12 protein-coding genes and 1 pseudogene are annotated in these 13643 nt (G+C 68.5%); 4 read left to right on the forward strand and 9 right to left on the reverse strand.

The genetic code is table 11. The features are described 5' to 3' along the window. The 6 genes and pseudogenes from AX685_RS10725 to rpiB form a co-directional block, all read right to left on the reverse strand. A pseudogene (locus tag AX685_RS10725) lies at positions 1 to 478 on the reverse strand (tetratricopeptide repeat protein); the annotation flags it as partial. Continuing rightward, a complete protein-coding gene (locus AX685_RS21010; protein WP_082740799.1) occupies positions 475 to 1614 on the reverse strand; it encodes a TrmH family RNA methyltransferase in 1140 nt (379 codons plus the stop codon). The gene AX685_RS21010 and the pseudogene AX685_RS10725, both read right to left, overlap by 4 nt. Before the next feature lie 105 nt (positions 1615 to 1719). Further along, positions 1720 to 2181 (reverse strand): transcriptional regulator NrdR, encoded by a 462-nt coding sequence (nrdR, locus tag AX685_RS10735; protein ID WP_066488444.1) that lies wholly within the window; start codon positions 2179 to 2181, stop codon positions 1720 to 1722. A 9-nt stretch (positions 2182 to 2190) separates the two neighbouring features. After that, a complete protein-coding gene (locus AX685_RS10740) occupies positions 2191 to 2388 on the reverse strand; it encodes a hypothetical protein (RefSeq protein WP_231738787.1) in 198 nt (65 codons plus the stop codon). An 11-nt stretch (positions 2389 to 2399) separates the two neighbouring features. After that, positions 2400 to 3707 (reverse strand): serine hydroxymethyltransferase, encoded by a 1308-nt coding sequence (gene glyA, locus AX685_RS10745; protein WP_066488448.1) that lies wholly within the window; start codon positions 3705 to 3707, stop codon positions 2400 to 2402. Beyond that, on the reverse strand, positions 3704 to 4138 hold the full coding sequence (gene rpiB / locus AX685_RS10750) for a ribose 5-phosphate isomerase B (RefSeq protein WP_066488453.1): 435 nt from the start codon (positions 4136 to 4138) through the stop codon (positions 3704 to 3706). The genes glyA and rpiB overlap by 4 nt, the downstream gene beginning before the upstream one ends. 102 nt (positions 4139 to 4240) lie before the next feature. On the opposite strand from rpiB, the gene AX685_RS10755 reads away from it, so the two are divergent. After that, positions 4241 to 4684, forward strand: coding sequence for a hypothetical protein (locus tag AX685_RS10755; RefSeq protein ID WP_066488465.1), 444 nt, complete (start codon positions 4241 to 4243; stop codon positions 4682 to 4684). 61 nt (positions 4685 to 4745) lie between these two features. Beyond that, a complete protein-coding gene (locus AX685_RS10760; RefSeq protein WP_066488466.1) occupies positions 4746 to 5570 on the forward strand; it encodes an FAS1-like dehydratase domain-containing protein in 825 nt (274 codons plus the stop codon). Between the two features lie 12 nt (positions 5571 to 5582). Here the strand turns inward: AX685_RS10760 and AX685_RS10765 are convergent, their stop codons facing one another. Next, positions 5583 to 6812: an NAD(P)/FAD-dependent oxidoreductase gene (locus AX685_RS10765; RefSeq protein WP_066488468.1), complete on the reverse strand. Its 1230-nt coding sequence runs from the start codon at positions 6810 to 6812 to the stop codon at positions 5583 to 5585. A 51-nt stretch (positions 6813 to 6863) separates the two neighbouring features. Beyond that, positions 6864 to 7448, reverse strand: a complete 585-nt coding sequence (locus tag AX685_RS10770; protein WP_066488469.1) for an NADPH-dependent FMN reductase — start codon at positions 7446 to 7448, stop codon at positions 6864 to 6866. 67 nt (positions 7449 to 7515) lie between these two features. On the opposite strand from AX685_RS10770, the gene AX685_RS10775 reads away from it, so the two are divergent. Beyond that, positions 7516 to 9135, forward strand: coding sequence for an MFS transporter (locus AX685_RS10775; RefSeq protein ID WP_066488470.1), 1620 nt, complete (start codon positions 7516 to 7518; stop codon positions 9133 to 9135). Between the two features lie 28 nt (positions 9136 to 9163). Beyond that, entirely contained in the window at positions 9164 to 10228 is a 1065-nt protein-coding gene (locus tag AX685_RS10780; protein WP_066488473.1) for an alanine racemase, read from the forward strand. 57 nt (positions 10229 to 10285) lie between these two features. Here AX685_RS10780 and AX685_RS10785 read toward each other — a convergent pair whose 3' ends face one another. Continuing rightward, entirely contained in the window at positions 10286 to 13459 is a 3174-nt protein-coding gene (locus AX685_RS10785) for a TonB-dependent receptor domain-containing protein (RefSeq protein ID WP_231738790.1), read from the reverse strand. Between the last annotated feature and the right edge of the window lie 184 nt (positions 13460 to 13643).

Genomic DNA, 13643 nt, shown 5'->3' on the forward strand with positions numbered 1-13643 from the left:
CCAACTGGCGCTGCGCCCGACCCAGCTGCCCCGCGACGCCCGCCGCCGCCAGCCGCACCCCCACCGCGCCGGGCGCGCGCGCCGCCGCGCGGTCCAGCACCGCCGCGGCGCGTTCGGGCTGGCCGACGCCGTTCAGCACCGCGCCGCGCACCAGCGCCAGTTCGACCGTGTCGGGCGCCGCCTCCAGCGCGCGCAGCGCCGCCGCCGCATCGCCGCTGCGCATCCAGCGCAATTGCGCCCAATCACGGTGCGCCACCGCATAATCCGGGCGCCGCGCGACCGCCGCGGCGAACGCGCGATCCGCCTCGTCCCACCGGCCCAGCGTCTGCAGCGCGCGGGCATGGACCAGATGCGTCTCCGGCGCGTCGCCCCCCGCGGCAAAGGCGCGCGCGCACGCCGCCACCGCGCCCGCGGCATCGCCCGCATCGCCCAGCCGCGCGGCCAGGTTGTGCGCCGATACCGCGTCGCGCGCGCTCATCCCCGCCGCTTCTTCGGCGCCAGCGCCGACAGGACGCCGCGCACGGTGCGCACCTCCTGGCTCGACCATGCCGGCTTGGTCAGCAGCGTGCGCAGCATCCGGCGAGTCGCAACGGTACGGTCGGGCGGGAAGAAATAGCCCGCTTCGTCCAGCATCGCGTCCAGCTGCGCGATCATCCCGTCCAGCTCAAATTGCGATGCGGGCGGGTTCAGCTCGACCTCCGGCGGACTGGCCAGCGCCACCCCCTTCGACCATTCATAGGCGACCAGGATCACCGCCTGCGCCAGGTTCAGGCTGCCGAACTCGGGATTGATCGGCACCGTCACGATCGTGCGCGCCAGCGCGACGTCGTCGGTTTCCAGCCCCGACCGCTCCGGCCCGAACAGGATCGCGGCGCGCGCCGTATTGCGGTGGATCGCCGCGGCGGCGGCCTCGGGCGTTACCACCGGCTTGGTCACCCCGCGCTTGCGCACCGTGGTGGCATAGACGTGCGCACAATCCGCCACCGCCTCCGCCACGCTGTCGAACACCCGCGCCTGCTCCAGCACCACATCGGCCCCGGATGCGGCAGGCCCCGCCTGCGGATTGGGCCAGCCGTCGCGCGGCGCGACCAGCCGCAGCTCGGTCAGCCCGAAATTGAGCATCGCCCGCGCCGCCTTGCCGATATTCTCGCCCAGTTGCGGGCGGACCAGGACGATCACGGGGGGCGGGGCGGCGCTACGGCCATCCGTTAGGTTCTCGTCGGCGTCGAGCGAACCCGTAGCTGCCTCCTTCGTTCGGTTCGAGCCAGCGTCGAGCGAAGCCGAAACTGCCCCATCCGTTCGGTTCGAGCCAGCGTCGAGCGAAGCCGAGACGCGCGGTCGAGAACGCGCCGCCGCGGAGACACCGGCCCAATCGCCCGCAAACAGCGCTTCCTTCTTTTTCCGCGACCAATCCTTGACCTGGCGCTCGCGCTCCAGCGCCTCGATCCGGGTCGGGAAATCCTGCGCCCACATCAACGCGGTCGGTCGGCGGTCGTGGGTATAGCCGGGGATCGTCCCCTCCTGATGCTGCGCAACGCGGCGTTCGAGGTCGTCGGTATGACCGGTGTAATAGCTGCCATCGGCACAGCGCAGGATATAGACCCAGAAGCTCATCCGAGAGCGCCTATCCCTCGACACGCCCTCTCGACAAGCTCGATGGCTGCTCGGGACGAACGGAAGGCGGTGCGAAAGCGAAGGATCGCGCGACACGGGGGACGGCTATCCCCGCCCCGCTTCCTCCACGCTGCCCGCGAATTCCTCGAAATCGCGCGCCTCGCTGAACTCGCGATACACGCTGGCGAAGCGGATATAGGCGACCGAATCCAGCCCCTTCAGCCCGTCCATCACCATCTCGCCGATTCGCTTGGACGACACCTCGGCCTCACCGCTCGTCTCCAGCTGGCGCTGGATGCCGCTCACCAGCTTTTCCAGCTGGATCGCCTCGACCGGGCGCTTGCGCGCCGCGATCGACACCGAACGCAGCAGCTTGTCGCGTTCGAACGGTTCGCGGCGATGCTCGCTCTTCACCACGGTCAGCTCGCGCAGCTGGATGCGCTCGAACGTGGTGAAGCGCGCGCCGCACCCCTCGCACTGGCGCCGGCGACGGATCGCCGCCCCGTCGTCGGTGGGGCGGCTGTCCTTTACCTGGCTGGCCTCATGTCCGCAAAAGGGGCAGCGCATCGTAAGGGGTCACAGCCCCTTGTTCTTGGTGCCCTTGTGATACGCCCAGGCGGCGCCCGCCAGCGCGCCGAACACGGGGCCGACGAACGGCACGGGGATCGCCACCACCGCGCCCAGCGCACCCCATTTGGCCATGCTCTTGCCCAGCCCCGGCGTACCCTTCACGGTCGACTGCACCTCACCGATCTTCTCGTCGAACTTCGCCACCATCGGCCTCCTTACTGGTAGATCGGGAACCGAGCGCACAACGCGCGGACACGTTCCCGCACGTTCGCCTCGACCGCCGCGTCGCCCGCCTCGCCCTGCTTGGCCAGCCCGTCCAGCACATCGGCGACCATGTTGCCGATCTCGCGGAATTCGGCGGTGCCGAACCCGCGGGTGGTGCCCGCCGGGCTGCCGACGCGGATGCCGCTGGTCTTCACCGGCGGCAGCGGGTCGTTGGGAATGCCGTTCTTGTTGCAGGTGATGCCGGCGCGCTCCAGCGCTTCGTCCGCGTCCTTGCCGGTGACGCCCAGCGGGGTCAGGTCGACCAGCGCCAGATGCGTGTCGGTGCCCCCGGACACCAGGTCCGCGCCGCGCTCCTTCAGCGTCGCGGCCAGCACCTTGGCGTTTTCGACGACGCTGGCGGCATAGCTCTTGAACTCGGGCCGCAGCGCCTCGCCGAACGCCACCGCCTTGGCGGCGATGACGTGCATGAGCGGCCCGCCCTGCAGGCCGGGGAACACCGCCGAGTTGATCTTCTTCGCGATCGCCTCGTCATCGGTCAGGATCATGCCGCCGCGCGGGCCGCGCAGCGTCTTGTGCGTGGTGGTGGTGACGACATGCGCATGGCCGAACGGCGTCGGATGGACGCCGGCCGCGACCAGCCCCGCGAAATGCGCCATGTCGACCATGAAGGTCGCGCCGACCTGGTCCGCGATCGCACGGAAGCGCGCGAAGTCGATGTGCCGCGGATAGGCCGAACCGCCCGCGATGATGATCCGCGGCCGATGTTCCTTCGCCAGCGCCTCGACCGCGTCATAGTCGATCAGGTGGGTGTCGGCGGTGACGCCGTACTGCACCGCGTTGAACCACTTGCCGCTCTGCGCCGCGCGCGCGCCATGCGTCAGGTGCCCGCCGGCATCCAGGCTGAGGCCCATCACCGTGTCGCCCGGCTTGGCCAACGCCAGCATCACCGCGCCGTTCGCCTGCGCGCCCGAATGCGGCTGGACGTTGGCATAGCCGCACCCGAACAGCTGCTTGGCACGCTCGATCGCCAGCGTCTCGACCTCGTCCGACGGATGGCAGCCCTGATAGTAACGCTTGCCCGGATAGCCCTCGGCGTACTTGTTGGTGAAGACGCTGCCCTGCGCCTCCAGCACCGCGCGGCTGACGATATTCTCCGACGCGATCAGCTCGATCTGCGTCTGCTCGCGGGTCAGCTCGTGCGTGACGCCGGCGAACACCGCCGGATCGGCATCGGCCAGCGCGCGGGTGAAGAAACCGTCCGGCTGGACGTCATGAAGGGCGGCGGGGTTCGTGCTCATACGGACTCCTTGAGCATGTCGACGCGCGCGGCATGGCGCCCGCCGAGGAAATCGGTGGACAAAAACGCGCGGACGCAGGCGCGGGCCATTTCTGGCCCGATCAGCCGCGCGCCCATCGCGATGGCATTGGCATCGTTGTGGCTGCGCGCCAGTTCGGCGGACAGCGGCTCGGCGACCAGCGCGCAGCGCACCGCCGGGTTGCGGTTGGCGGCGATCATGATGCCGATCCCCGATCCGCACAGCGCGATCCCGCGCTCCGCCGCGCCCGTTGCGATCGCATCGGCCAGCTTGCGGCCATAATCGGGGTAATGGACGCTGGCGTCGTCATGGGTGCCGAGGTCGAGCATCTCATGCCCCTCGGCGGACAGCCAGTCGCGCAGGTCGTTCTTGAGCGGGACGGCGGCATGATCGCAGGCGATCGCGATACGCAAGGGGGGCGACTCCCATGGCGGTGGAACGTCCGCGAGCCTGTAGCCGCGCCCGCGCGCGAACGCCACCCGGAACACGCGCGGATCGCCATGGGTTGGTCGGGGATGACCCGAGCCCTTTCCCTCGCGCTGTGCGCGCTCCCGCTCGCCGCCTGCGGCCAGCCCGCTGCGACCGATACCACCCCCGGCAATGCGGTGATGCCGACCGCGACGCCGTCGAACGAGGCGGTCACCCCCTCGGTCGCGCCCGCGGCCGATGCGGTCGCGAAGCCGGAGGCAGAGTATCTCGGCCGCTGGGTCGGGGTGGAGGGAATGGTCCTCAATGTCACGAAGCGTGCGGGCGGCGGCGTCACGCTGGATATGCAATGGGATCTCGACCACCACGGCACCTTCCCCGGAACGGTGACCGCGCAGGGGCTGCGCTTCACCCGCAACGGCGTGGATGAGGTCGCGGTGCCGGGTAACGGCGACGCCACCGGCCTTAAATGGCTGGCAGGAAAAAAGAATTGTCTGACGGTGAAGCCCGGAGAAGGATATTGTCGGACCTGACGATGGGTGGACGCCATCCGGCCCGCGCCATAGGGTCGCGCGGATCGAGGGGGGATAAGCGATGGAACAGCTGCGCGCCTGGATCGGCTCGGAAGAGACCGCGCATGACATCGTCACCCCGTCACTGGTCGAAAAATTCCGGGCCACGCTGGGGCTGGTCGACGAACCCGGGATCGCGCCGCGGCTGATTCACTTCTGCCTTTGCCAGCCCGCGGCGGAAGCCGCGGCGCTGGGACCGGACGGGCACCCGCGGCGCGGCGGGTTCCTGCCCCCGGTGCCGCTGCCGCGACGCATGTGGGCGGGCGGCGACATCGAATTTTCCGGCGACCTGCGCGTCGGAGAGGCGGTCACCCGACGCTCGCGCGTGGCGGATGTGGTGGTGAAGGACGGGCGTAGCGGCACCTTGTGCTTCGTCACCGTCGATCATGCGATCGATCGCGCCGACGGGAGCTGCGCGGTCCGCGATCGCCAGACGATCGTCTATCGCGACGCCGCCATCGCGCAGCCGCCCGCCGCGCCGGCACCCGCGCCGGAGGGCGCGATGGTCGAGACGATGACGCCATCGCCGACGCTGCTGTTCCGCTATTCCGCGCTCACCTTCAACGCGCACCGCATCCATTACGACCAGCCCTATGCCACGCAGGTGGAGGGTTATCCGGGGTTGGTCGTGCACGGCCCGTTGCAGGCGACGCTGCTGATCGACCTGGCGACGCGCCGCGGCGGACGCGCGCCGGATCGCTTCACGTTCCGCAGCCTGTCGACGATCTTCGACACCGACACGCTGCGCTGCCACGCCGGCGCGCGCGACGGCGCGACGATGCGGCTGTGGACCGCGCGCCCCGGCGGCCCGGTGGCGATGCAGGCGGAGGCGACGTGGAACGACTGACGCCGCGGCGCCTCAGCCCGCGGCCAGTTCCTTGAGCGGCACCGACGCGTCCGCCAGCCGCTCCGCCGGAATCGCCGCGCCCGCCACGACCAGCGCGCGTCCCTGCACATAATCCTTGATCGCGTTGACGCAGTCGAGCGCGATCACCCGCCCCTGCTTCAGATACACCAGCGAGAAACTGCGCGTCGCCGGATCGCCGCGCAGCACCGCCGCGTCATGACCGGTCGACAGGCCGACGGTCTGCAGCTTCAGGTCGTACTGGTTCGACCAGAACCACGGGACGGCGTCATATTCCTCCGCCGCGCCGGTCAACAGCTTGGCGACGATCATCGCCTGGTCGTTGGCGTTCTGCACCGATTCCAGCCGGATCGACGCGCCCTCGGCAAAGCGGTTGGCGTGCAGCGCGCAGTCGCCGATCGCCAGCACGTCGGGCAGCGAGGTGCGGCACTGCGCGTCCACCGCCACGCCGTTGCCCCCCTCGGCCCCCGCCGCCAGCAACGGCTCGACCGCGGGGATGATGCCGATGCCGACGATCACCATCTCGCACGACAGCGTCTCGCCATCGGCCATCCGCACCCCGGTGACGCGCGCACCGTCGCCGACGATGCAATCGACGCGCGCGTCCAGCCGCACCTCGACGCCATGCGCGCGATGCTCCGCCTCATAGAAGCGCGACAGCGGTTCGCCCGCCACCCGCGCCAGCACGCGCGGCAACGCCTCCAGCAACACCACCTGCTTGCCCAGCTTGGTCAGGACCGCCGCCGCCTCCAGCCCGATATAGCCGCCGCCGATCACCACCACGCGGCGCGTCGCGGGCAATTCGCCCATCAGGCGGTCAACATCCGCTCGGGTGCGCACCGCATGGACCCCGGTCAGGTCGTGGCCGGCGCAGGTCAGCCGCCGCGGGCTGCCGCCGGTCGCCCAGATCAGCGTGCCGTAACCGATCGCCTCGCCGTCCTCGCTCGTCACCCGGTGCGCCGAGGGGTCGACCGACACGATCCGCCTGCCGGGGATCATCGCCACCTGCTTCTCGTCCCAGAAGGCGGCCGGGCGCAGCAGGATGCGCTCGAACGGCTTGTCCTGCGCGAGATATTCCTTCGACAGCGGCGGCCGTTCATAGGGCAGTTCCGGCTCGTCGCCGATCAGCGCAATCGTGCCCTCGAACTTGCGCTGGCGCAGCGCGATCGCCGCCTGCGCGCCCGCATGACCGGCACCGACGATGACGATATCGAACTGCCTCATTGCGCTCTCCCCAGCTTGTCGCCTCGCCGATGCACCAGCGCGCGCGCCGCATCAATAGGGCGGCGGCGCCCGTTCGCGCTGCGCACGCGCCGCCTGCGCCCACCAGATCAGGTCGCGTGCGAAGCGCCCGAACGCACGTTCCAGCGACGCGCCGGCATCGCCGATCGGCCGCCCGTCCGCATCCAGCGTCGCCGCGATCGGCCCGGCGGTTAGCGTGCTCGGGATCACCGGCATCCCCATTTCTGGAAGGATCGCATGCCAGATCGAATTGGCGCGCGCCCCCGCCAGCCGCCCCGCCGAATAGCTGGCGATCGCCGCGGGGCGCCAGAACCATTCCTCCAGGAAATGGTCGGTCAGGTTCTTCAGCCCGGGCTGTGGCCCCCAATTATACTCGCCCGTGACGAATACGAACGCATCCGCCGCACGGATACGCGCCGCCAGCGCTTCCATCGCCGCCGGCGCCTCGCCCTTCGGATGTTCCTTGTACATGCGGTCCAGCATCGGCAGCCCGACCTCCTGCGCGTCGACCAGTTGCGCGTCGTGTCCGTCGCTGCCGAAACGCTCGACAAGGAAGCGCGCCAGCCGGATGCCGGCACGATCGGCGCGATACGAACCATAGAGGATCAGGATGTTCATGCCCCCACCTTGCCGCGCGCAACGGGGCCGGTAAACCGGTCGCCGGTAATTGGGAGAGAGTGGCGCGATGGCACCGCATCAGGCGACGGGCGACGGCACGGCGGGAACCGCGGGCGCACCTGGCAGCGCCGACATCCGGCTGGTCATTTCCGCCTCCGCGCTCGGCACCGTGTTCGAATGGTATGACTTCTTCATCTACGGCACGCTGGCGGCATCGGGGATCATCGGCCGGGCCTTCTTCCCCGCCGGCAACGAAACCGTGCAGACGCTGCTGGCCTGGGCCGGCTTCGCGGTCGGTTTCGGCTTCCGCCCGCTCGGCGCGGTGGTGTTCGGCTATCTGGGCGACCGGCTGGGGCGCAAATACACCTTCCTTGCCACCATCGCGCTGATGGGGATCGCCACCGCCGGGGTCGGCCTGACGCCGGAGGCATCGGCGATCGGCATAGCCGCGCCGGTCATCATCCTCTTGCTGCGCGTGGCGCAGGGGCTGGCGCTGGGCGGCGAGTATGGCGGCGCGGCGATCTATGTCGCCGAACATTCGCCGCGCGGCCGTTCGGGCTTCTACACCAGCTTCATCCAGGCCGGGGTCGTCGGCGGCTTCCTGCTCAGCCTGGCGGTGATCCTGATCGTCAAGGCGGCGCTGCCCGCCGCGACGTGGAGCACCTGGGGCTGGCGCATCCCGTTCCTGTTCTCGGTCGTGCTGCTCGCCATCTCGCTGTGGATGCGCCTCAAACTGTCGGAAAGCCCCGTCTTCCAGAAGATGCGCGCCGCCGGGGAACAGGTCGCCAACCCGATCAAGGAAAGCTTCACCTATCCCGGCAACCTGAAGCGGATGATCGTCGCGCTGTTCGGCATCGCCGCCGGGCTGACGGTGATCTGGTACACCGCGATGTTCACCGTCCTGTCGTTCCTCCAGACGACGATGCGCGTGGAGGAAACCACCGCGCAGGTCATCACCGGCGTCGGCGTGGCGGCGGGGGTGGGCTGGTTCCTGCTGTTCGGGCATGTCTCCGACCGGATCGGGCGCAAGAAGCCGATCGTCGCGGGCTATGTGCTGACCTTGGTGCTGCTGTTCCCGATCTTCTGGCTGATGGGCGCGGCCGCCAATCCGGGACTGGCGCGCGCGGCGGATACGCAGCCGGTGGTCGTCCATGGCCCGACGTGCAGCTACAGCCCGTTCGACAAGGTGCAGGCGACGCCGTGCGGCAAGCTGCTCGACCATCTGTCGAAAAAGGGGGTGCCCTATTCGGTGACGGCCGCACCCGACACCTATGTCGCGGTCGGGTCGGGCGACGTGACGGTGACGACGCCGCAGGAACTGGACGCCGCGCTGACGCGGGCCGGCTATGATCTGACGCCGGTGCGCCCGTCCCCGGGCAATATCGCGCTGATCCTGGTCGCGATCCTTGCCATGTCGATGCTGTCGGGGATCACCTATGGCCCGGTCGCCGCGCTGCTGGCGGAGATGTTCCCGCCCGCGATCCGCTATTCCTCGCTGTCGATCCCCTATCATCTGGGCACCGGCTATTTCGGTGGGTTCCTGCCGTTCATCAGCCAATATATCGTCGCGAAGACCGGCGATCCCTATGCCGGGCTGTGGTACACGTTCGCGGTCGTGGTGATGGCGCTGCTGGTAACCCTGTTCGGGCTGAAGGAGGATCGCGGCGGCGCCGCCGCGGTGGCGTGATCGCGCCGCGCGCGCTACCTGCGCGGGCATGACTGCCGTTCCGCACGCCGCCCCCCACCGCCTGCGCCTGTCCGCCGATGCGCTGGTCGCCAACTGGCGCGCGCTGGCGCGGATGAGCGGCGCGCGCGCGGCGTGCGGCGCGGCGGTGAAGGCCGACGGCTACGGCCTGGGCGCGGCGGCGGTGGTGCAGCGGCTGGCGGCGGCGGGATGCCGCGACCTGTTCGTGTCGAGCTGGGCGGAGGCGGCGGCGCTGCCCGTCGCGGCGCCGCTCGGCTTGTCCGTCCTGCACGGCGTCCGCGCCGAGGACATGCCGCTCGCCGCCGCGCTGCCGCATGTCCGCCCGGTGCTCAACACCGCGCAGCAGGTCGCGCGCTGGCGCGATGCCGGCGGGGGCCGGGCGTGCGACGTGATGGTCGACACCGGCATGAACCGGCTGGGCATCGCGCCGGCGGACATCGCCGGCGGGCTGCTCGACGGCCTCGTCATCGACACGCTGATGAGCCATCTGGCCTGCGCCGACGAACCCGCTGCGGCGATGAACCGCGACCAGTTGCATCGCTTCGCCGCGTTGCGCGGGGCGACGCGCGCGCGGCGGATGAGCCTGGCCAATTCCGCCGGGATCGCGCTGGGCGCCGATTATGCCTTCGACCTCACCCGGCCGGGGCTGTCGCTGTACGGCGGCGTCCCCTGCCCCGCGCTGGCCGACACGATCCGCCCGGTCGTGACGATCGAGGCGCAGTTGCTCCAGCGCCGCATCGTGCGCGCGGGCGAGGTGGTCGGGTACAACGCCACCTGGGTTGCCCCCGCCGACACGCCGGTCGGGACCGCCAACCTGGGCTATGCCGACGGCTACGGCCGCGGCTTTTCCGATCGCGGCCGCGCGCAGGCGGTGGCCGGCGACGGGCCATGGCTGCCGGTGATCGGCCGCGTTTCGATGGATCTGGTCGCGCTCGACCTCACCGGCACCACGCTGGCGGAGGGCGACTGGATCGCGTTCGACCCCGACCTGCCCCGCGCCGCCGCCGCCTCGGGCCGCAGCCAGTACGAACTGCTCACCGGGCTGGGCAAAAGGTTCGACCGCGTCTGGGCATAGAAAAAGGGCCGCTTCCCGTGGGGGAAGCGGCCCGTCGGTCACGTAGCGACGACCGGATCAGAACTTCGCGCGGAAACCGGCATAGAAGAACCGGCCCGTCGGATCGTACAACGATCCAGCCTCGTTGCCGAGCAGGTCGTACGGCGGGCGCGTATTGGTGAAATTGTCGACACCGACGTAGAACTGCGACCCCTGCTGAAGGTCGAATTCGGCGCGGATGTTATGATACCATTGCGCCGGGTAATAGGGGAACGGCGTCGCATCGGGATTATAGGGCGCGCGGCCCTGCAGCGGGAAGAAGGTTTCATATTCGAAACCGTTCAGGATCTGCTTCCCGATATACTGCACCTGGTAGTTAAACGACACGGCGCCCGTATCCAGGATGTTGGTCACCTGGAAACGCCATTCCGGATCACCCAGTTCGAACTTCTGCTGGTTGATGAAGTCTGGCTGGCTGATGTCGGTGTAGTTGTCGCGCTTGATGAGGTAGCTCGCCAGACCGCGGATGTTGAACGTCACCCCGTCCCCGAAGTCGTGACGATAGCCAGCGTCGACGTCGATCCCGCTCGTCTTCTGCCGGGCGTAGTTGAACGGGCGACCAAAGGTGGAAAAGCCGGGGTTGTTGATGGTGACGACCGAACCGCCCTGAATGACCGTCGTCTGGCCGGCGAACGTGCCGTTGGGCAGGCGGTTGACGGAGGCGCAGAACGGATTGTCGATGCCCGACGGATTGTCGTAGCATTGCTCGAGAACCGTCTGCGGCGCGAGCGTGAAGATGACGTTCTTCACCTCGATGTTCCAATAATCGACCGACAGGTTGAAGCCCGGCAGCGCGCTGGGCTGGAACACGCCACCCAGCGTGAAGCTGCGTCCACGCTCTTCCCGAAGCAGCGGGTTCCCCGTATTGGCCGCCGCCACGCCGCCGTTCGGACGGTTGGTGAACGGCTCCGTCGTGGTGACACCGCCGACCGTGAAGGTTTGCGTCGTCGGCACACCCGCCGCCGCGCAATTTCGCACACGGTTCGGGTTGTTGTTGATGTTGATCGTGCTGCACGGGTCAGCAAATGCGTTGTTGAAGGTCTGACTCGCCGCATTGAACAGGTTGCCCAGCGTCGGTGCGCGTACCGACTGCTGATAGCTGCCGCGGAAGCGCAGATCGCGCACCGGCGCCCAGGTGACGCCGCCGTTCCAGGCCCACACCGTGCCCGTCTGGCCGAGGTTATAGTCGGAGACGCGTGCCGCCCCCTCGACCGTCAACTCGTGGAAGAAGGGCGTGTTGGCGAGGAGCGGGAAGCGCACCTCGGCATAGGCTTCCTTGATCTTGTAGGTCGGCGGCGTGAACGCCGGGATGATGTTTAGGAAGGTCTCGCCCGCCGCGGTGCGCGGATCATAGGTCGCGAACTGCTTCTCGGTGCGGTATTCGCCGCCCACCGCGAAGCCCACGGGGCCGCCCGGCAGGTTAAAGAAGCTCGCGGTGTCGCCCGAAAGGAAACCCGACAGGACGAACTGTTCGTTGCGCTGCTTGCGCCACGAGGTGTAGCCGAAATACGCCAGCGATCGCGGATCGACGTTGCCGATGCCGAAAAGGTTGGCGGGCACGCAGTTCGGATCATCGTTGGCGGTGCTGGCGTCGCCGTTCACGGCGCAGATCGCACGCACACCGTTGGGGCCGGTAACGAAGTTGGTGCCGGTGTAACCCGCCGGTGCGGCAACCGCGTTGACCGCCTTGCCGAACGGGCTGTTCAGGTTAAATCCACTCCCCGAGGACAGGATGTTGCCGCCGGTTTCGTAATAGCCGTCGTAGCGGCCGTAGTTTGCGGAGACTTCGTAGCGGAAGTTATCGGCGAACGAGCCACCGACACCGCCGACGATGCGGAACGTCTCGCGCTTGTGGCGCTCGCCACGCGGGCCGAAGTCCTGGTTGTTGCGGCCGATCGTGAACGTCGTCACGCCCGGTGCCAGCACGCTCTGCAACAGCGCTCGCGCCTGATCGGTCAGGAACGGGTTGGCGGTGCTGAGCGTGTAGGTGCCGAAGGTGGGGGATGATTCCTGCAGCGCATTCACGCGGGTGTAGGACGCCTCGACGAACGGACGGAACGCCGGGGACACCTCGAACGCGGCGTTGATGTTGGCGTTGAACCGCTCCAGCCCGGGCTGGAACTGGCCATTGCCACGCAGCGTGGAGCCGAGCCCGCCGATGCAATTGCCCGACTGGAACGGGCGGAAATCGGTGCCGCACGGGTTGCGGATCAGCGTGCCGTCGTTCTGGAAGACGAAACCGTTGCCGAACTGCGCCAGCGCGTTCGAGCTGTTCGGGTTGAACAGGCCCGAGCAGGCGAGGCCGCGACGTGCGTTGAAGGCGGCTGTCGATTCACCCGCTGCCGGCGCGACCGGGCAGGTCGCGACGAACAGGCCGTATTCCGACGTTTCCGTGCGGCGCAGCCCGCCGATGAACGCGGTATCGGGGATGCCGTCGCCCGTCGATGGCTCCGCGCCGCGGATCGGCCCGTTCGACGGATTGTTCTGGGACGAAGTGTTCTGCACCAGCTGGAACTGACGACGGTCGCGCCCCTGTTCGCGCTGATTGTAGAATAGCGGATTTGCCTTCGCATATTCCAGGGCAACGGTGATGTTTCCCCGCCCTTCGGCGAAGTTCTTGCCGGCAATGCCGCTCAGCGAATAGGATCCGCGGTCACCCTCGCCGGAAATGCCGCCCTGGCCGCGCAGCTGCAGGCCGTCATAGTCGCGCTTCAGGATGAAGTTGACCACGCCCGCGACCGCGTCCGACCCGTAGATCGCAGAGTTGCCGCCGGTGACGACGTCGACGCGCTCCAGCAGGTCGGCGTTGACGTTGTTCACGTCCCACTGGAACCCGCCGGGCGAGGTCGACACGTGGCGACGACCGTTGATGAGCACCAGCGTGCGGTCGATGCCAAGGCCGCGTAGATCGAGGAAGTTCGAACCGGCGGTGCCGATGAAGCGGGTCGAGTTCGCCTGGCTGTAGGTCGCGCGAAGCTGGGGCAGTTCGTTCAGCTGATCGCCGACCGAGATCGTGCCTGTCGCCAGGATGTCCTGCGGTCCGACCGACGTGATCGGGATCGTCGAGGCCAGATTGGGACGGTTAATGCGCGAACCGGTGACGACGATCTCGGCACCGGCCTCGGCCTCGGCAACCTGCTCCTCGGCGAGTTGCTGACCGGTGTCGTCCCTTGACGACGTCTGCGCAGACACGGACGGAGCGAGCACAAGCGTGCCCATGAGCGCAGTCGCGCCCAGAAAAGCTTTTACTTTCATCTGACCCTCGATGAACGGTGAGTTCGTTCATCTAACAGACAGGTTTTGCGTCGCTGTTGGCAAGATACCGGTAACGACCCATCACTGTTTTTTCATGCGTGTTGCAGATTTGCGACAGAAA

The sequence above is a fragment of the Sphingomonas sp. CCH9-F2 genome, from assembly GCF_001556735.1.
In the GTDB taxonomy this organism is placed as follows: domain Bacteria; phylum Pseudomonadota; class Alphaproteobacteria; order Sphingomonadales; family Sphingomonadaceae; genus Sphingomonas; species Sphingomonas ginsenosidimutans.

What these genes read in the sequence shown, in the direction of transcription:
- AX685_RS10780 (WP_066488473.1), top strand. Translation starts at nt 9,164, where the DNA reads ATGACTGCCGTTCCGCACGCCGCCCCCCACCGCCTGCGCCTGTCCGCC.
- glyA (WP_066488448.1), bottom strand. Translation starts at nt 3,707, where the DNA reads ATGAGCACGAACCCCGCCGCCCTTCATGACGTCCAGCCGGACGGTTTC.
- nrdR (WP_066488444.1), bottom strand. Translation starts at nt 2,181, where the DNA reads ATGCGCTGCCCCTTTTGCGGACATGAGGCCAGCCAGGTAAAGGACAGC.
- AX685_RS10775 (WP_066488470.1), top strand. Translation starts at nt 7,516, where the DNA reads ATGGCACCGCATCAGGCGACGGGCGACGGCACGGCGGGAACCGCGGGC.
- AX685_RS21010 (WP_082740799.1), bottom strand. Translation starts at nt 1,614, where the DNA reads ATGAGCTTCTGGGTCTATATCCTGCGCTGTGCCGATGGCAGCTATTAC.
- AX685_RS10760 (WP_066488466.1), top strand. Translation starts at nt 4,746, where the DNA reads ATGGAACAGCTGCGCGCCTGGATCGGCTCGGAAGAGACCGCGCATGAC.
- AX685_RS10770 (WP_066488469.1), bottom strand. Translation starts at nt 7,448, where the DNA reads ATGAACATCCTGATCCTCTATGGTTCGTATCGCGCCGATCGTGCCGGC.
- AX685_RS10755 (WP_066488465.1), top strand. Translation starts at nt 4,241, where the DNA reads ATGACCCGAGCCCTTTCCCTCGCGCTGTGCGCGCTCCCGCTCGCCGCC.
- AX685_RS10765 (WP_066488468.1), bottom strand. Translation starts at nt 6,812, where the DNA reads ATGAGGCAGTTCGATATCGTCATCGTCGGTGCCGGTCATGCGGGCGCG.